The following is a 16,825-nucleotide window of genomic DNA, read 5'->3' as shown; positions in this document are numbered from 1 at the left end:
CCGCTGTCGTTTACCCGGACGAGCCGGTGGTCACCCCGACCCCGGCGTCGACCACGACATGCTCGGTGAACCAATCCGTCATCGGACGCAGATCGTGACATGCCTGGAGGACTCGGCCGACCGCCTTCGGTGTGTGCAGCCAGTCGTCACAGCCGAGGGGGCGTCGAGCCAGGACCGACCGGTGGCGCAGCAGCTCACCGCGCGGATGATCGGCCGGATAACCGCGGGGAGTTCGTTTCATCATGTCTCCGGCAATCTCGAACCCTTTGCCTCGTATGCCCTCCAGGATCTCCACCAGAGCGGAGCCGCTCTCCTCGTCGGCGACCGCCGCCCGGAACCGGTCGATCGGCACGCGGTCGGCGTACCACCACGCCCCCTGCACGTGCAGGCCGTCGAGGTCGAACCCCACCCCAATCTCGACGTGGCGGGCGATCCTGATCGCCGTGCCCTGGTGTTGCCACGCGCGGATCATGGTGCGGTAGTGCCAGACCGAGAAGTCGTCGTAGGCCGGGTCGGCGTCCGCGAGGTCCTGGAGCAGCGCCACCATCGGCTGACGTACAAGGCGTTCGCGGTCTTTGCGACATCCCTCGCGCACGGCGAGCGACGGATCACCGTCGAGGCGCAGAAGCACGTCAAACGCCTGCTCGGGCCAGCCCTCGAATCGTCCTCCCATGCCGGCACTCTGCCACCCGACACCGACATACCGGATGGCACAGGAGGATCCCGGTCAGTGGCCGGGTGGGAGGTCCCAGCGCTTGGCCGGATTGCCGAAACCCGTGCCGCGTTCGAGATGGTTCACCACGTCGGCGAGTTGTCCCACGGTCTGCTCGATGTCGCGCTGGGCACGGTCGCGTTCGGCGATGAGCGCGGCGAGGACGAGCCCGACCAAGGCCACAGATCCGTTGAAAAGTTGAAGAATCACCATGTCGTACGCCAACCCGTGACCCCCGAACGGCCCAAGGCCGCGCGCCTGCGCGTCGACTGCCACCGTCGCCGCGATGAGCGCGACCGGCGCTGTCCCGACCAGCTGGAAGCGGAAACCCGCCCAGATGAGGAACGGGAACGCGACGAAGATCACCTCAAGGCTTCTGACCGCCACAACCATGGCCGCGAAGGTGCCGACCACGAGCGCCGCGCCCTCGACCCATCTGTACCACCGGACGCCTCGCGGCCACCGCAGGCGGCGGGCCATGAGCAGGACAGGCGCGACGATGAGCACGCCAAGCGCGTCACCGGTCCACCACAGCATCCAGGTCTGCCAGAAATCCCGCGCCGGGGTTCCCCCAGACACGACCAGAGCGCCCGCGCCCACGGTCGCGCTCAGGAGCATTCCGGCGAAGGCGGCGAGGAACACCAGTGCCAGCGCGTCCCGTAGCCGCTCCAGCTCGGTACTGAACCCCACCCGGCGCAGCAGCCAGTACGCACAGAGCAGGCTCAGCGTGGTGCCGAGCGCGAGCGCGGCGGACACCAGCTCGGAGATGCCGAGCACGAGGTTGGAGAGGAACGCACCAAGGGCGATTCCGGGCCAGACCCGCCAACCCAGGAGAAGCAGGCAAACCAGCGCGACCCCGGTAGCCGGCCACAACGGTGACACCTGCCGGCGGGCGATCTCAGCTAGCAGCCCCGCCTCCGCCACCGCAAAGTAGGCGGCCGCGACGGCGAGGATCCGCAGGCCGCCGGAAGTAAGACGACGGAGCCCGTGGTTGCTCGCCACACAAACTGATGCTACGCGTCCACTCGGCTCCTGGTCCCGGCCGATCCCAGTGTGGTTCCGGCCCTGCTCGGGCTTCGCCCGTCCGGGCCCACCCCCACACTGTCAACTGGACCGCAGGGGCACCCGATCCGTTACGAGTCAGGGAATCCAGGCCAAGCCCTAGACGCACGCCGGCCCACGCGCGCCGCGGGACAGCAGTCCGGCATACCGGGAAATCCGTTGCTGATGCCCCGCCGGATCCGTACCGTCTGAGGCTCTATGACTTCCCCCACCGACACCCGCCGTACCGTCGTGCGCCTCCTGTGGCCCGGACGACGATCCGCCGCTGCCCTGGCGCTGGCGATCCTCATCACCACCGTGCTGCCGCTCCTCGCCCCCCAGCTCACGCGACGCTTCGTCGACGACGCCATTGCGGGTGAGAGCGCCGGCCGCCTCACCGTCCTCGCCGTCGGCTACCTCGGCCTCGCCGTCTCCGGGCAGATCGCGCGGATGCTGGCCGCGTGGCTCGCCAGCCGGCTCGCCTGGGATGGGACCAACCGCCTACGGGAGAGCCTCGCCGCGCACGCACTCGGGCTGGACATGGGCTACCACGGCAAGCGCACCCCCGGCGAGATGATCGAGCGGGTGGACGGCGACGTGGTCGCCCTGGCGGATTTCGTGGTCGCCTTCCTACTCGACGTGGTCGCGAGCCTGCTGCTCCTGGTGGGCGTTCTCATCGTTGTCCTCGCGGTGGATGTCCGCATCGGCGGTGCACTCCTCGCCTACTGCGTCCTGATCGGTTTGTTCATGGTGCGGGCTCAGCGGCTGGCGGTCCCGGCCGCCACGCGGGTGCGCGAGCGGTTCGCCGCGTTGTTCGGCAATCTCGAGGAACGCCTGGCCGGAGCAGAGGACATTCGGGCCAACGGCGCCGGCCCGCACGTGGTGCGCCGCTTCCACCAGTCCAGCGCGGAGGTCTATCGCGCGGACAGGCACGCCGAGCGGCTCGGTGGCGGGTTGTTCGCCGGCACGACGGTGGCGTTCGCGGCGGGCACCGCGCTCGTTCTCGGGCTCGCCGCCTGGACCCAACAGTCCGGCGCACTCAGCGTCGGCACCGCGGTGCTGCTGTTTCAGTACACCCAGATGGTGCGAACGCCGTTCGAGCGCATCATCGACCAGATCCAGCAGTACCAGAAGGCGCTGGCGGCGGTCACCCGGATCGGCGGGCTGTTCGCCGAACGCCGGACCATGCCGGAGCCGGAGAATCCCCGCCCGTTGCCGGAGACCGGCCCGCTCAGCCTGGAGCTGGCCGGCGTCGGTTTCGCGTACGCCGACGACGACGAGCGGGTCCTGGCCGATGTCAACCTGGCATTGGCACCGAGTGAAACGCTCGGCCTGGTTGGGCGTACCGGCAGCGGCAAGACCACGATCGCCCGGATGGTGCTGCGGCTGTACGACCCGACCGAGGGTGTCGTACGCCTGGGTGGCGTGGACACGCGCGACATCGACCTGGCCGTGCTGCACCGCCGAGTCTGCGTTGTCACCCAGGACGTCCAGCTGTTCGCGGCCAGCGTGCGGGACAACCTCACGTTGTTCCGGCCTGGGCTCGCCGACGACGACCGGCTGCGAGCCGTCCTCACCGAGGTGGGCCTGGGCGGTTGGCTCGAGACCCTTACCGACGGGCTCGACACGGTGCTCGGCGCTCAGGGCGGCGGCGTGTCCGCGGGTGAGGGGCAGTTGCTCGCGTTCGCGCGCGCGTTCCTCACCGATCCCGGCCTGGTGGTCCTCGACGAGGCGTCGAGCCGTCTCGACCCCGCGACCGAACAGCACATCGAGACCGCGATCGGCCGGCTGCTGACCAACCGCACCGCGGTGCTGATCGCCCACCGGCTCTCATCGCTGGCGCGGGTCGACCAGATCGCCGTGATCGACGACGGCCGGGTAGTGGAGTACGGCCCCCGCGAAACCCTCGCCGCTGACCCCGACAGTCGCTTCTCCCGCCTGCTCGTCGCGGCCGGGGTACGCCGAGAGAGCCAGGTGATCCCGTGATGCGGCGGCGGAGCCCCGTATTGATGGTCGCCGTCCGACTGGCGCGGTTCGACCTGCGTAGCTACGTGGCGGGTGGCCTGCTGTGGGCGGCGTTCCTCGTCGTACCCCTCCTGACCGGACTGGTGCTGAAGGCGCTGTTCGACCAGCTGAGCGGCCATCGCGAGGCAACCCTCGACGCGTCGTTGTGGCTGTGCGCGATCTTCGTTGCCATTGAGGCGACCCGGGGCGCCATCCTCTGGCTCGCGCTCACCGTCTGGCCGCGCTGGTGGAACTCCGTCGCCACCACCTTGCGGGCCAACGCACTCAGCTCGATCCTCACCGCGCGCGGCCCGGCCGCGACGAGGCTGCCGCATTCCTCCGGCGAGGCGGTGTCGCGGTTCCGCGACGACGTGCACGACGTGGCCATGCTCACCGACAACGCGGTGGACCTTTTCGGCGCCGTCATCTTCGGCGCGAGCGCCTTCGTGATCATGTCCACGATCGACCCGGTGATCACGCTGGTGCTGGTGCTGCCGCTGTCTGTCGTACTCGTGTTGAGCAGGGTTCTGAGCGACGTGATCCGCCGGATCCACTCCCGCGCCCGCCAACTCGGCGCCGCCGTGACGGCGTTCATCGGCGAAACCTTCAGCGGCGTGCTCGCGATCAAGACCGCCGGCGCCGAAGAGGCGGTCCTGGAACGCCTGCGCGAGCACAACCGGCGGCGCCGGCAGGCCGCTGTCAAGGACCGGTTGGCGATGGATCTGCTCGATACCGCGACCGGCGCGACCGTCGAGCTGAGCATCGGTCTGGTGTTGTTGCTGGCCGCGCCGGCGATGCGCCGAGGAGACTTCACCGTCGGCGACCTCGCGTTGTTCACCAGCTACATCGGATGGCTGACCGCACTGCCGCGGATTGTCGGTCGCATGCTGTACCGCGTCCCGCAGGCGGCCGTTGCCACCGAACGCCTCACCCGTCTGATGGCCGAGCACGAGAGCGCCGATCACCTTTCGCGGCGTACCGGCGTGTGGTTCGACGGTGACCCGCCGCCGGTGCTGGAAGAGATCCCGGCGCGCGACGATCCGCTCAAGGTGATCGAGGCGCGCGGCCTGACCGTACGCCACGGCGACAGCGAGCGTGGCCTTGAGGCAGCGGACCTGCGGATCGAACGTGGTTCGTTCACCGTCGTCACCGGAGCGGTCGGCGCCGGCAAGACGACGCTGGTCCGCGCCTTCCTCGGATTGCTGCCGGTGGAGTCGGGGACGGTGAGCTGGAACGACGAACGCATCGACGACCCAGGGACCTTCCTGGTGCCGGATCGGGCCGCGTACGCCGGTCAGGTGCCAAGGCTGTTCTCTGAGTCGCTGCGGGAGAACCTCCTGATGGGCTGGCCCGTCGATGACCCCGCACTCGACCGGGCCCTCGAACTCGCCGCGCTCGAGCAGGACCTCGCCGAGATGCCCGAAGGGCTGGACACCGTGGTGGGTCCACGCGGGGTACGCCTGTCCGGCGGGCAGGTCCAGCGGGCGACCGCCGCCCGGGCGCTGGTGCGTTCACCGGAACTCCTGGTGGTGGACGACCTTTCGTCCGCGCTGGACGTCGAGACCGAGCAGCTGCTGTGGGACCGGATCGCCGACGCGGCCAAGGACGGGCGCGGACCCGCCACGCTGCTGGTGGTGTCGCACCGGCGGGCGGCGTTGGAACGTGCCGACCAGATCGTAGTGCTCGACCGCGGGCGGGTCGTCGGAACCGGCTCGCTGCCCGAACTCCTGCGGACCTGCACGGAAATGCGCCGGCTCTGGGACGAGGAACTCGTCGTCGAGGCCGAGGAACAAAAGACCAGCGCATCCACGCACTGACGGTATGCGGACTCGCGAGGAGGGGCTCAGCCGCCGGCGGCGTGCCTACTTGCGCACCGGCTCCCAGTCGACGCGGGCCCACACGTCCTGATCGCCAAGCCAGGCGAGGTAATCGGCATAGGTCGTGATGCCTTCGTTGAGGACGCCGCGGTAGAGCCAGTGGCCGTTGGCCCGCTCACCGCGCGCAGTGGCCTCCTCCTTGATGGCAAGGATCGTGTCGCGGGCGTCCTCGGTCAACGCCGCTCGGATGGCCGCCACTCTGGGCGCCGCGCTCGGCATGGAGCCGCTGCGGTCGAACATCCACATGTCGATGCCCCAGGTCTGGTCTGGTGTCAACTCGTAGACGAGCTTCCAGTACAACCCCTGCTCTGCCTGGTCACGGGCGTCCTTGTAGCGGATACCGCGCACGTGCGGCAACTCCGCCATGGCCGACACCACCGCGAAGCCATCCCGCACCGCCGGTGCGTCCGTATAGATCTCGAGGTCGATGTCAGGGCGTACCACCACCTCGAGGCCGACAGATCCGACCAGCACCGGCTCGCCGCACCCTCTGTGGGTGATCTCGCATAATGGGCGCCTTCAAGGGTCATGAAAAGTTTTGGTCATATAGCGACGAAAATCCTTCACGATCACGGCCGCCGCCCCAGCAAAGTTGATCAAAGGTCCCAGTTCTGGTTGCTCGCCGCTGTCGACTGCCGAATCGCCCGCCATTGATCAACTTTATTCCGGCGATCCGGAATAGCCGTTCACAGGCAGGGACTTTTGAATAGGCCTCTAGGGAACAATCTGTCCGCCCGAACTCCAACCCATCTCCGGGCTGTCAGAGGTTTCTCGGCTAAGAGACCGAGAAACCTCTGACAGCCCGGGCCACCTCTGACAACTCCGCGGCGCCGCACTACCTTCCGACGCGACATCGGTGCTGCACTAGGGTGCACGATGTGTCAGAACTCAATGCGCACGCCGATCTTCCGGCTCGCGTGGTGGTGGGTGCCGCGATCGTCCACCGCGGGCGCCTGCTCGCCCAGCAACGCGCCTACCCCCTCCACCTCGCTGGGCGCTGGGAACTGCCGGGCGGACAGGTCGAGCCGGGTGAGTCCGACGTCGAGGCGGTCGTACGAGAGTGCCATGAGGAGCTCGGCGCTTCCGTCACGGTGGGCGCCCAGGTCGGACCCGATGTTCCGCTGCAGGGCGGTCGCACATTGTTGCGGGTTTACGAAGCGACGCTCGCCAGCGAGGACGCCGTACCCACCCCGCACGAACACCAAGCCGTCGCCTGGGTTTCGCCGGTCGAACTCACCGACCTGGACTGGCTCGACGCCGACCGCGTACTCCTCCCCGACCTGCGCGCCCTGCTCGACAGCGCACCCGCGTAAGCGGCGCCGTAGGCTGACGGCCGCGGGAAGGACGGCGGTGTCGACTCATGCCCCTCGACAGACGCCTGGCTGAACGGCAACGGCACCAGTGGCAGCAGACCTACCAGAAACATCCAGACATGTACGGCCTGAGGCCGTTCAGCCTCGTCGCGCAACTGAGGCCGAAGGTCAACGAACGAGCCCGTTGAGGTACTCCTCGAGGTTCGTGTAACCATCACCATCCCGGTCGCCGTTGTTGTCAGCCACCCGAGGATTGAGGCCGACCCGCAGCTCCCAGGTGTCTGGCATCCCGTCGAGGTCGGTGTCAACCGGAGCTTTCCCTCCACGCACCGGGCCAGGACCGTTGATCGGTGGGGCGTTCTCGTCGCGGATGATCGCGCCCAGGGTTCCGAGCGAGGCCACCTCCTCGATCAGCAGTTTGTCCACGCGATCGCGGTGCTTGGATGCACCAACACCCTTCATCACGTGACGGTACGCCGCCTGAGGTGACCTGGTCCGCACCTCGGGGTACGGGAACGGCTCGTCTTCCCAGGTGACCGTCGTGTATTCCTCGCGGGGTACGACGTAGCCGTCGAGGACGCCGTTTCGGTTGTTGTCGTGGTAGTTGTTCGACGCGTACAGGTGGAAGTTCTCGTTGCCGCGGGTGAATGCGCCACTCACAGTGCTCGGCCCTGCAATGAAGTAATTGTTGACGACGTTGGCTCTCGACGTAAACTGCGAGCCGCCCAGGATGTAGGCCTCGTGCTTCCAGTTGTAGATCACGTTGTTGACGTACTGGTTGACGCCCTTCACCTTCGGGTTGCGGATGTCGTTGTCGAGATAGAGGTTGCGCAGAAGACTGATGCCGCCCGCGGTCTCGATGAGTCCACCCGCCGAATGCGTGTCCAGGCCCTGTCCCATGATCGAGTCCTGGATGGTGATGTTGCTGGGCTGCTCCTCGATCGGCTTGTTGAGATCGCCCGCACTGACGGAGAAGGTCTCGTCCCTCCCCCAGGTCACCGACAGGTGGTCGAAGATCATCCGGTCGCCTCGGGCGACACTGATCGCGTCGGTCGCTGGCGTACCGTTGATGCCCATGCGGACCCGCAGATATCGGGTGATCGTGTTGTTGGCATCGGTGAACGACAGGCCGTTTCCGTAGATCGTGATGCCTTCACCAGGAGCGGTCTGGCCGGCGATCGTGATGTTAGGCGCGACCGAGATCCGCTCGCCAATCCGGATAATGCCGCCAACAGCGAAAACAACAGTGCGGTTGGGCTGGCTCACAGCGTCGCGAAACGAGCCGGGACCGCTGTCAGCAAGGGTCGTGACGAAATAGACGCTGCCACCGCGTCCGCCACTGGCGTACGCCCCAAAACCCTCAGCCCCGGGGAACGCCGGAATCGCCTGCGACTGTACGCCGGTGTCGGTCGCTGGCATGCTCGCTCTGGCCTTGTCTGCCTGGCCCACAACGCCGCCGGTGGCGGCCAGTGCGACAACAGCCGCACCCGCGACGAGCGGTAATCGTCCTCTGACGAGACGTCTTGCCCTGACCACTGCACTCTCCTTCCCGTAAGCACCTTCAGGATCTGGAAAGCGGTTACCCGTCAACGTAGTTGGCGATCTCTCCACTGTCGATGACCGCTTTCGGCCGGCAGGCCGGTGCAGGTGTGCCGTAGCATCCAGCGGCTGGATGAAGGCCAGCTTCGAGCCGGCTGGCCGGCCTTCTGGTGGCGGTACGGCCGATGGAGCCTTCCCGCGTAGCCGGCGTCAGGTGAGGTCGACCGGCCTCGCTCCGTCGGGAAGAGGTTCGACGAACTCGTCAGCGAGCGGCACCTGTTCCTTCAGGCGCTCGACCAACGCCCGCGGCTCGGAATCCACGATGAGCGCGTCACGATAGGCCCGCTTGAGAAAACCTGCTTCGACCGCATGGTCGAGGAAAGTCAGCAGCGGTTGGTAAAAACCCGCCACGTCCAGGAGCCCGACTGGCTTGTTGTGCAGCCCAAGCTGCGCCCAGGTCCAGATCTCGAAGAGTTCGTCCAGGGTGCCGGCGCCACCCGGTAGCGCGACGAACCCATCCGAGAGGCTCGCCATCCGCGCCTTGCGTTCGTGCATACTGCCGACGACATGCAGCTCGCTCAGGCCCGGATGGGCGATCTCCCAATCAACCAGCTGTTGCGGGATCACGCCCACCACCTCAGCACCCGCGGCGAGTGCGGCGTCGGCGAGCACCCCCATCGTGCCGACGCTCGCACCGCCATAGACGATCCCGATGCCGCTCTCGGCGAGGACTTCCGCCATGCCGGCAACCGCCCGGACGTAGGTGTCGCCCCGCCCCGGGGACGACCCACAGAAGACGCAGATCCGCACCCCGCCACTCTACGGTGCGCCCGCGGACGCAGCGGGCTACGGCGCGTCGTCGTCGGTGACCACGAGGCGGGTGAAGCCGCTCCCGATCACCGCGCTCGTCGGGACGGACGCGACCACCTGGTACGCCTGCGCATCCTGCGCCACCGTCGTGTTGCCGACCAGCGGCACCTGGAAGGTCGCGGAGGTCGCGTTCGGCGGGAAGACGACCTCCTGCGCGACCTGGGTGATCACCGGCGCGGCGCCGGCCGCGATCGACTGGACGTTGACCTTCACCGGCACCCTGCTCCTTGCGGACAGGCGGAGCGTCATGGTCGCGGTACCCGGCCCGTCACCTTCGGGAACGCTGAGACCGTCAACCGAGACTTGCGGTAGCTCGGACAGGCGTGCGTCCCCTACACGGACCCGCGAGAACGCGAGGTCGGCGAGGTACGCCGCACCCGTAGCGCTGGCCCCGGAGAGCCGGACCTCCCGCACATCCCGCAGGTCGATCCCGCTTAGTGACCGGGTCGGGATCCGCACGGTCCGCAACCAGGTCTTGGGCAGTGGCGATTTCGTACCAGGAAAGGCCGTCAGCGCGTCACTCACCTCAGAGACGGCGACCTTCGCCGAAGACCTACCGCGCCGATCGACGACGGTGACCGCAAGGTCCACCTCGCCAGTCGCAGCCTCGTCCAGCGCGGCGCGGAACGTCAACGCGTCATAGCCGGAGACATCCTTGGAGCGCGTCGGCAGCGACGCCACCACCTGGCCGGTGGTGCCGGTCCAGGCGAACCGCAGGACCGGCGTGGCCACGACGTTCGGTGCGTACGTCGCCGGCGTCCACGACGGTGCCTGCGCGGTGGTCAGTGTGCTGGCGCAGGAGGGCAGCCCACTCTGGGGGGAGCGGTCGAGCATGCTGGCGCAGATCACGCCGGTGGCCGCGCCGGACACGCGTACCGACGACGGCAGCGACGTGAACGGCGCCACGTCCAGACGTTGACCGGCCGGCGCCTGCGCGACCGTGTGGACGACCACCCGCCCGGCCGATGGCACCGTGCCGCCGGTGCCGTCGAAGAGCGGCAGCAGGGCCTTCTCACCTCCCTGGACGAGGCGGAAGAAGCCCGCGATGTACGCCGTACCCACCGCGTACTGCTCCTCGGCACCGAGCCGCGACGGCGCGGTGTTGCCACACACCGGGTCGGTGTTGTCGCGCCAGTCGTCGGACGCGGGAAAGCGGGCGATCCCCGGTGTCCATTCGGTGTTGAAGAAGTTGTGGTTGGTGCCCATGACCATGAGCGACCCGCGGAACGCCGGATCAGCCGGATCGGCGTACCTCGTGTCGTCGTAGAAATGCTGGCCCTGTTGGTTGGAGACGTCGCCGTCGCAGTACGGCAGAAGAACCGCCATCGGGAGGTTCGGGAGGGTGGCGCGGGCGAAGTCGGTCGGCGCGAGCGGGAGCACCGCCCTGATGCCGTACGGCGAGCGCCGGTCCGCGTTGAGCAAGGCAACCTTGACAACGCCCTCGCCACCGCGGGAGTGGCCCATCAGACCGACGTTCGACAGGTCGATCCGCCCCTTGAAGAGCTGAACAAGTTGGGGGTCGCCGCGACCTTCGGCGGCGGCGGCGAGCAGGTCGAGATGCTTCATGACAAGCTCGCCCCGCGCCAGCGCGCCGCGGTCCTCGCTGTAGGGGTTGTCGGCGGCGTTCACGCCGTTGGCGCTGATCGACACGACGGCGTAGCCATGGCTGGCGAGCGCCTCGGCCGCGCCGTCGTACCCCTGGTAGCTCGCGATCGGCTGCTGGCCGTCCGGACACGGCCACTGGCTGTTGGACGACGTCCAGGCGACCGGGTCGTAGCAGGCCGCGTGCCGGCCGTGCAGGAAGAGCACCAGCCGGCGGGCACCCCGGGCTTCCTTCGGCAGATAGACAGCGGCGCGGATCTCGGCGGGACGGGCACCAAGACCCGACAGGGAGATCGCGGCGTCTCCGAGGTCATACTCGGCGCGCTCGACGGTGTAGGCACCCGGGGTGGCTGGGTCCACCGGGAGGCTCCGCCCGGTGGCCGACGGCGCCGGAACCCGCCCGGGGCTCGCCTGCCGGCCTGCGCCCGCCGAGGGAATCACGCCGTTCCAGGCGACCCGGACCGACGACGCGGAAGCCACCCGCGGATCGGCGGTGTCGACTGTCAACGTCCGGCCGTCAGGTGACTCCTTTGCCGGCCCGAGCGACCTGCCGTCGACGGCGAGTTCGGCAACCGCGTCGCGGACCGGTAGCGGCTCGTCGAGGCGCAGCGTGATGCGATAGCCGCCACCCTTGACCGCCGTGACCGACCACTCGCCCTCACCGCTCCGGCCGGTTGGGCCCGCCTGGCCCACCGAGCCAGGTTGGTCGTGCGGATCGGCCTGCACCGGCCCAGCAAAGAACGTCGTGGCGGCCATTCCGGCCGCCACGACTGTGATGATCGCCCGTTTCCGGACCCGCGTTCGCGCACGCATGCTCCCACCCCTTCCTTACTCACGTCTGCCGACCGGATGAAACCATGCCTGGATTGAGCGCGGGTTTCGGCCGACGTCGTGAAGGGCGGGTAAATCACCTGCTCGCGTTACAAGACCTTGCAGGCAGGTAAACGATCGTGCCTGAATCGCTGGCCGCGCTCAGCCCTCGAGGTGCACCAGCTTCTCGAACAGGAACTCGTGCTTGAGGAACGACACGTCGTACTCATGGCCGGGGTACGGCGGGATCAGCTGGGCAGCCTGGATGAGCCGCCAGCCGTCCTGGAGGGCCGCGACCCCTGTGTTGTAAGGGGGTTCGTCACTGTCGCCCGTGGTCGGCGTCGTGCGGCCAGTCCCGTCGTACACCGACCAGCCGACGACCGAACTGTCGAGGGCGGAGGTGGAGAGGTACAACACCAGGACCTGCTGGCGGACGATCTGCTGGGTGAGGGTGCTCATGCATCGCTCCGAGTTGTCGATGAGCCGTCGTCGATGAGAGGGGACGCGCCGGAAGCGGTCAGCCGGCCGCGACGATTCGCTGGGGCCGGTTGCTCACCCGAGTCACCCAGTAGTCGGGGTCGAAGGTGTCGTCGCCGGTCAGGGCCTGCCAGAGCATGACCCGGTTGTAGACCTCGAGCCGACCGGTGGCGGGTTCGTACCACGGGAACCTGGTGTTGAGCTCGGCCACGACCTCGGGGTCGTGGAGATCGTCGGTGTTCCAGAGCCGCAGCTGGCGGACCGTGGGGTTGAACCTGATCTTGAACATGTAGCGGGCGATGTCGCTGTCGTTGCGCCGTCCGCCGTGCCAGATGCCGTGGTGAAGGAACACGACCGTGCCGGGCTCGCACACCAGGCGGGTCTGCCCGCGGAGGTTTTGGTACCGCCCGGTGTCGCTTTCGTTCGTACGACGCAGGTGGCTTCCGGGCACGCTCAACGTGCCGCCCATGTCGAGGGTGACCTTCTGCGGGTAGTACATCAGCTGGACGTCGAACGCGTCCGGGCGAACGTCGATGATCGCGTCGCCGTGCAGCGGCTGGGCGTGGCCTTCGTTCGGCTTCCGGATGTGGACAGCGTGGTGGTCGACGGTGGGACCGGGACCCACCAGGCTGTACAACGCACCGGCCACCTGAGGCAGCTCGACGAGCCGCCTGGCGAAGGACCCTTCGGGAAACGCTTCGTTCAGCGGCGTGCCGTACTTCACGGGCGGGATGCCGGCACGCAGGACGTCGACGGCCTGCGCGTTCATGTCGTCGGGTACGACCGCATCCATGCGCAGGGATCCGTGCGCCACGAAGTGCGCCATCTGCACCGAGGTCAGCAGGTGTTCACGGGCGGGTTGGATGGTCATGTCCTCTCCCGAAGCCAGATGAAGGGTTCGACGACTCGTGCGTCTGAGTCCGCTACTGGTCGTCGTTCGTTCACGGTACGACGGGAAGGCCAATCATTGCGTGGGTTGTAATCACCAGTGCTGGTAGTTTTTCACCATGCCTGGAGGAGGCGAAGTTGCTCGGCAGCTGGTGCCGGTCCATCTGGACTCGCCACCGCGGGTGGTGAGTCTCGGCGTGGGAGTGCACGGGAAGGTACGCCGGCGCGACGTGTTCCAGCTTCCCGACCTGTGGCAACTCCACCTCTACCGCTACTCCGCCGACCTCACCGTCGACGGCGTCGCGCACGCCATCCATCCCGGGTACGTGAGCCTGATCCCTCCGGGCGCGCTGGTGCGATTTCTCTACCGCGGCCGGTCGGAGCATCTGTACGCCCACCTCCGGCTGCCCGAGGTCGGCTCGACAAGCGGGGCCGGCCCGGCAAGCAGGGCTGGCTCGGCCGGCGGGGCCGGGCCGGTGGGCTCGTCTGGGCTGTCAACCGTGCGGATGATTCCCGTCGTCCAGGACGGCGGTGCGGACGTGCCGATCCTTTCCGACCTGCTGCTGCAGGCGCTCGCCGGCTGGCCGAGCACACCTGCCCAGGCGGCCGCCGAGGTGTGGGTCGTTCTCTGGCGCCTGGCGCAGCTGGCCGCGCCCACCGAGACGGAGCGTCCGCACGCGGCCGTGTCCGCGGCGATCTCCTACATCGAGTCCAACCTCGCCAGCCCGCTCACCGTGCCGGAAGTGGCTCGGGCCGTCGACATCTCCCACAACCACCTCACCCGGTTGTTCCGCGCCGAGACCGGCGGAACCGTGGTGGCCCACATCCGCCGCCGCCGGATGGACCGCGCCCGGCACCTCCTGCGGGATTCGACGCTGTCCATCGCGACGATCGCGACCTCGGTGGGGATCCCGGATCTGCAGGCGTTCAACAAAGCCTGCCGGCGCGAACTCGGCGCCTCACCTCGCGCCGTACGCGGCGGCCAGGGATCCGCACCGACCTAGACCGTGTTCCTGGCCTGGACACCCTGCGGTGAGCCGTCAGGAACTCTCGAGATGGGCCTGCGACAGGCTTGGCGGTGCGACCGCGAGCCAGCCGTCGAGGAGGGCTTCTCGCAGCGCCTTCTTCGACACTTTCGACATCTGGACGAGGACGGCGGCGTACCCGTCGAAGTGCGGGATGGTGAAGAACGCGTCAGGCTGCGCGGCGAGCACTGCTTCCTTCTCGCCGAGATCTTCGACCCGAACTGCCAGGATCGGACCGTCAGGCGGGGTCTTGTCACCGAAGCGTTTCAGATCCGCCTTACTGAACGGACGCTCCCACGCGAACGCCTTACCGCGGACCAGCCAGGTTCGCTGACCGTAACGAACTCCCTCTGTGGTCTCGGGCAGCGCCGTGGCGAGCCGAGCCACGTCGTCGTAGGTCGCCATCGCGCCATCGTAGTGCCCTATCAGCCGGGGGCCCGCTCTACTACCAACCGGGTTACCCGACTGGGTCGGAGCGGTCCAGGGCGTACAACGCGAACGGCGCGTCGTCGTGGACGCCCGCACGGCCTTCGACGAGACCGTGCCGGATGATCTCGCGGACGAACCTCATGCCCAGGCGTTCCATCACCGCTCGCGACCGGGCGTTGTGGCGTTCGGTGAACGCCACCACCGTCTTCGCCCCCAGGTCGCCGAACGCGAATGCCAGGCCGGCTTGGCCGATCTCGGTCGCGTAGCCCTGACCCCACCGCTCGCCCAGCAACGCCCACCCCAACTCGAGGTGGTCGGCTCCGTCGACCTGCGTACTCGACAGCCCGCCGCGACCGACCAACTCCCCGCTCACCCGGTCGTACGCGATCCACTTGTGTACGCCGTCGGCATCCCACGCTCGCGCCCACTCACGGGCAGTCCGGTGCGCTGCCTCGGCACTCCAGGTGCCGGCGTACCACTCCGCCACCGCGTTGTCCTGGTGAAGGCGCCAGAGGTCATCCGCGTGCTCGGGGTTGGTCGGCTCCAGCCGCAGGCGTTCGGTGAGCCGGATGCGGGCGGCCTTCGCGACGAGGTCCCGGAGCCGGCGGTCGCCGTCGGTCCGGTCTTTCATCATCAACTCGAGGTTGTCGGGGCCGACCCACGCGAACGCGTCGTGCTTGCCCTCCTCCAGCGTCGGCGCTGCCAGGTCGCCGTCGACCTCGACGAGGTAATCAAGCTCGCGGCGTACGACGCCGGCGTGCTCCCACTCCCAGTCGGCGATCATCGCCTCGACGTGCCGGAGGGGCCAGCCGGTCTCCTCGAGGATCTCGCGGGCCAGCGCCTCCTCGGGCGTCTCACCCGCCTCGATGTGGCCACCGACAACGTCCCAGATGCCCGGCAGGAGCCGCCGCGACTGGGTGCGGCGTTGGGCGTAGACGTGGTTGCGTTCGTTACGGATGAAGGCACCGACAACCGTGGGCTCGCGCACACAGCGAAGGGTAGCGGCCGATTCCAGAGGTTCGGTGCGACATGCACGAAATGGTCCGCGCCCTCAGGACGCGGACCATTTCACTGTGCGTAAACACCGGCTGCCTACATGTAGGCAGGACGGCGAATCTCAGACGGGACGGATGTTTTCCGCCTGGGGGCCCTTCTGGCCCTGTGCGACGTCGAACTCCACCTTCTGCCCCTCGACCAGCTCACGGAAGCCCTGAGCCTGGATGTTGGAGTAGTGGGCGAAGACGTCAGCGCCGCCACCGTCCTGCTCGATGAAGCCGAAGCCCTTTTCGGCGTTGAACCATTTGACCGTGCCAGTAGCCATATCCGAACTCCTTCTGGGGCACTCCCAGGGCCCGCACTGCACGAGCCCCGCGTCGCCGTGATGATTACCCCGCCCGGAGAAAACCCGGATAAACAGAGCGCGCCCGTCAGGTGACAACCCAACAGACGCACGCAAACGTTCATGGGAACCACAACTGCAACTTTCCCATGAGACTAGCACGACACGATCCGTTCGCGCCCCGCGCGTCGAACAGACCTGAGCTCACGGCGCGACCTGTGCCGCGAAGGTCCACCGGTGCTTCTCGAGTCCCCGCAGGACGTCGATCACGACGTCCTGGCTCGCCCGGTCGAGGTCCTCGAGTGGATCAAGAGCGTGCCGGGCCCGGGCGATGACCGCATCGATCTGGTCGACGATCGAGTTCACCACCTTGTCATCCTCGGCGAAGCCCTGCGCGACCTCGGGCAGGCTCGTCGTCGTCGCGACCGTGGACGGTCGCCCGTCCGCGGGAACCTCCAGCGCGACGAGTCGGGCGGCCACGACGTCCGAACAATGGCGTACGTCGTCCACGAGCAGGTCAAGCTGTTCGTGAACCTGTAGGAGATGGCGGCCCCGCACGTGCCAGTGCGCCTGTTTACCGTTCATGCCGAGGGCTACCAGGTCCACGAGCACAGGCTGGAGAAATCTGGCCACCTCCGCACCCGTAACGGCCGGCAGCGTTTCATGGACACTCACGAGTTACCTCCGGTCGCAACAATGAGATCCGGCGTGACTGTGTGATTTTCTGTACGCCGGCCTGCGCGGCTCCCGTGCTCCTGTGGCCGGCGGAATTTGTGTCGTACAGAGGGACGACGAGGGAACCCTACGAGCCGTCGTACCCCCCTCTGCGACGGCCGACACACCTCTTGTCAGTGGGTGATGCACGGCTCGACGCAGGGCGAGGTTGACAGGTGAGTCGT

Annotated in this window: 17 protein-coding genes; 4 read left to right on the top strand and 13 right to left on the bottom strand. The window is 67.9% G+C overall.

Annotated elements, in window-relative coordinates:
* Window positions 1-10: 10 nt before the first annotated feature.
* A complete protein-coding gene (locus B141_RS0105125; RefSeq protein ID WP_020574101.1) occupies window positions 11-673 on the bottom strand; it encodes a DUF2461 family protein in 663 nt (220 codons plus the stop codon).
* Between the two features lie 54 nt (window positions 674-727).
* On the bottom strand, window positions 728-1,714 hold the full coding sequence (locus B141_RS38960) for an MASE1 domain-containing protein (RefSeq protein ID WP_020574100.1): 987 nt from the start codon (window positions 1,712-1,714) through the stop codon (window positions 728-730).
* A 258-nt stretch (window positions 1,715-1,972) separates the two neighbouring features.
* Between B141_RS38960 and B141_RS0105115 the strand changes: the two genes are divergently transcribed.
* Both B141_RS0105115 and B141_RS0105110 read left to right on the top strand, forming a co-directional pair.
* On the top strand, window positions 1,973-3,739 hold the full coding sequence (locus B141_RS0105115; protein ID WP_020574099.1) for an ABC transporter ATP-binding protein: 1,767 nt from the start codon (window positions 1,973-1,975) through the stop codon (window positions 3,737-3,739).
* A gap of 23 nt (window positions 3,740-3,762) precedes the next feature.
* Entirely contained in the window at window positions 3,763-5,574 is a 1,812-nt protein-coding gene (locus B141_RS0105110) for an ABC transporter ATP-binding protein (protein ID WP_020574098.1), read from the top strand.
* 45 nt (window positions 5,575-5,619) lie between these two features.
* On the opposite strand, the gene B141_RS0105105 is transcribed toward B141_RS0105110, so the two are convergent.
* Both B141_RS0105105 and B141_RS52145 read right to left on the bottom strand, forming a co-directional pair.
* Window positions 5,620-6,108, bottom strand: a complete 489-nt coding sequence (locus B141_RS0105105) for a hypothetical protein (RefSeq protein WP_020574097.1) — start codon at window positions 6,106-6,108, stop codon at window positions 5,620-5,622.
* A gap of 45 nt (window positions 6,109-6,153) precedes the next feature.
* Window positions 6,154-6,285, bottom strand: coding sequence for a hypothetical protein (locus B141_RS52145; protein ID WP_272944062.1), 132 nt, complete (start codon window positions 6,283-6,285; stop codon window positions 6,154-6,156).
* Window positions 6,286-6,512: 227 nt separating this feature from the next.
* Between B141_RS52145 and B141_RS0105100 the strand changes: the two genes are divergently transcribed.
* A complete protein-coding gene (locus B141_RS0105100) occupies window positions 6,513-6,947 on the top strand; it encodes a (deoxy)nucleoside triphosphate pyrophosphohydrolase (protein ID WP_237742618.1) in 435 nt (144 codons plus the stop codon).
* 168 nt (window positions 6,948-7,115) lie between these two features.
* On the opposite strand, the gene B141_RS0105090 is transcribed toward B141_RS0105100, so the two are convergent.
* The 5 genes from B141_RS0105090 to B141_RS0105070 form a co-directional block, all read right to left on the bottom strand.
* A complete protein-coding gene (locus B141_RS0105090) occupies window positions 7,116-8,483 on the bottom strand; it encodes a pectate lyase family protein (RefSeq protein WP_040420474.1) in 1,368 nt (455 codons plus the stop codon).
* 213 nt (window positions 8,484-8,696) lie between these two features.
* The gene (locus tag B141_RS38955) at window positions 8,697-9,296 is read right to left on the bottom strand and encodes an LOG family protein (protein WP_051113967.1); all 600 of its coding nucleotides are present in this window, start codon (window positions 9,294-9,296) and stop codon (window positions 8,697-8,699) included.
* 36 nt (window positions 9,297-9,332) lie between these two features.
* Window positions 9,333-11,771 carry a poly(ethylene terephthalate) hydrolase family protein gene (locus B141_RS38950; RefSeq protein WP_020574091.1) on the bottom strand — a complete coding sequence of 813 codons (2,439 nt, stop codon included), beginning with the start codon at window positions 11,769-11,771 and terminating at the stop codon, window positions 9,333-9,335.
* Between the two features lie 159 nt (window positions 11,772-11,930).
* Window positions 11,931-12,227 (bottom strand): hypothetical protein, encoded by a 297-nt coding sequence (locus tag B141_RS0105075; RefSeq protein WP_020574090.1) that lies wholly within the window; start codon window positions 12,225-12,227, stop codon window positions 11,931-11,933.
* A 58-nt stretch (window positions 12,228-12,285) separates the two neighbouring features.
* Window positions 12,286-13,116 carry a phytanoyl-CoA dioxygenase family protein gene (locus tag B141_RS0105070; protein ID WP_020574089.1) on the bottom strand — a complete coding sequence of 277 codons (831 nt, stop codon included), beginning with the start codon at window positions 13,114-13,116 and terminating at the stop codon, window positions 12,286-12,288.
* A 136-nt stretch (window positions 13,117-13,252) separates the two neighbouring features.
* Between B141_RS0105070 and B141_RS0105065 the strand changes: the two genes are divergently transcribed.
* Window positions 13,253-14,137 carry a helix-turn-helix domain-containing protein gene (locus tag B141_RS0105065; protein ID WP_051113966.1) on the top strand — a complete coding sequence of 295 codons (885 nt, stop codon included), beginning with the start codon at window positions 13,253-13,255 and terminating at the stop codon, window positions 14,135-14,137.
* Window positions 14,138-14,173: 36 nt separating this feature from the next.
* Here the strand turns inward: B141_RS0105065 and B141_RS0105060 are convergent, their stop codons facing one another.
* From B141_RS0105060 to B141_RS0105045, 4 genes are all read right to left on the bottom strand, one after another.
* A complete protein-coding gene (locus B141_RS0105060) occupies window positions 14,174-14,563 on the bottom strand; it encodes an MmcQ/YjbR family DNA-binding protein (RefSeq protein ID WP_020574087.1) in 390 nt (129 codons plus the stop codon).
* Between the two features lie 52 nt (window positions 14,564-14,615).
* Window positions 14,616-15,575, bottom strand: coding sequence for a GNAT family N-acetyltransferase (locus B141_RS0105055; RefSeq protein WP_020574086.1), 960 nt, complete (start codon window positions 15,573-15,575; stop codon window positions 14,616-14,618).
* A gap of 129 nt (window positions 15,576-15,704) precedes the next feature.
* Window positions 15,705-15,908 carry a cold-shock protein gene (locus B141_RS0105050; protein WP_020574085.1) on the bottom strand — a complete coding sequence of 68 codons (204 nt, stop codon included), beginning with the start codon at window positions 15,906-15,908 and terminating at the stop codon, window positions 15,705-15,707.
* A 222-nt stretch (window positions 15,909-16,130) separates the two neighbouring features.
* Entirely contained in the window at window positions 16,131-16,601 is a 471-nt protein-coding gene (locus B141_RS0105045) for a Dps family protein (RefSeq protein ID WP_051113964.1), read from the bottom strand.
* Between the last annotated feature and the right edge of the window lie 224 nt (window positions 16,602-16,825).

Origin of the sequence: Actinopolymorpha alba DSM 45243, assembly GCF_000373925.1 — a bacterium.
GTDB lineage: Bacteria > Actinomycetota > Actinomycetes > Propionibacteriales > Actinopolymorphaceae > Actinopolymorpha > Actinopolymorpha alba.
The sequence above is the reverse complement of the archived record's forward strand: the minus strand, read 5'-3'. Positions and strand labels throughout refer to the sequence as shown.

Excerpts from the sequence above, each read along its gene's own strand:
- B141_RS38950 (WP_020574091.1), bottom strand. The coding sequence starts at position 11,771 with ATGCGTGCGCGAACGCGGGTCCGGAAACGGGCGATCATCACAGTCGTG.
- B141_RS0105060 (WP_020574087.1), bottom strand. The coding sequence starts at position 14,563 with ATGGCGACCTACGACGACGTGGCTCGGCTCGCCACGGCGCTGCCCGAG.
- B141_RS0105115 (WP_020574099.1), top strand. The coding sequence starts at position 1,973 with ATGACTTCCCCCACCGACACCCGCCGTACCGTCGTGCGCCTCCTGTGG.
- B141_RS0105125 (WP_020574101.1), bottom strand. The coding sequence starts at position 673 with ATGGGAGGACGATTCGAGGGCTGGCCCGAGCAGGCGTTTGACGTGCTT.
- B141_RS0105070 (WP_020574089.1), bottom strand. The coding sequence starts at position 13,116 with ATGACCATCCAACCCGCCCGTGAACACCTGCTGACCTCGGTGCAGATG.
- B141_RS0105075 (WP_020574090.1), bottom strand. The coding sequence starts at position 12,227 with ATGAGCACCCTCACCCAGCAGATCGTCCGCCAGCAGGTCCTGGTGTTG.
- B141_RS52145 (WP_272944062.1), bottom strand. The coding sequence starts at position 6,285 with ATGGCGGGCGATTCGGCAGTCGACAGCGGCGAGCAACCAGAACTGGGA.
- B141_RS0105050 (WP_020574085.1), bottom strand. The coding sequence starts at position 15,908 with ATGGCTACTGGCACGGTCAAATGGTTCAACGCCGAAAAGGGCTTCGGC.
- B141_RS0105065 (WP_051113966.1), top strand. The coding sequence starts at position 13,253 with ATGCCTGGAGGAGGCGAAGTTGCTCGGCAGCTGGTGCCGGTCCATCTG.
- B141_RS0105110 (WP_020574098.1), top strand. The coding sequence starts at position 3,763 with ATGGTCGCCGTCCGACTGGCGCGGTTCGACCTGCGTAGCTACGTGGCG.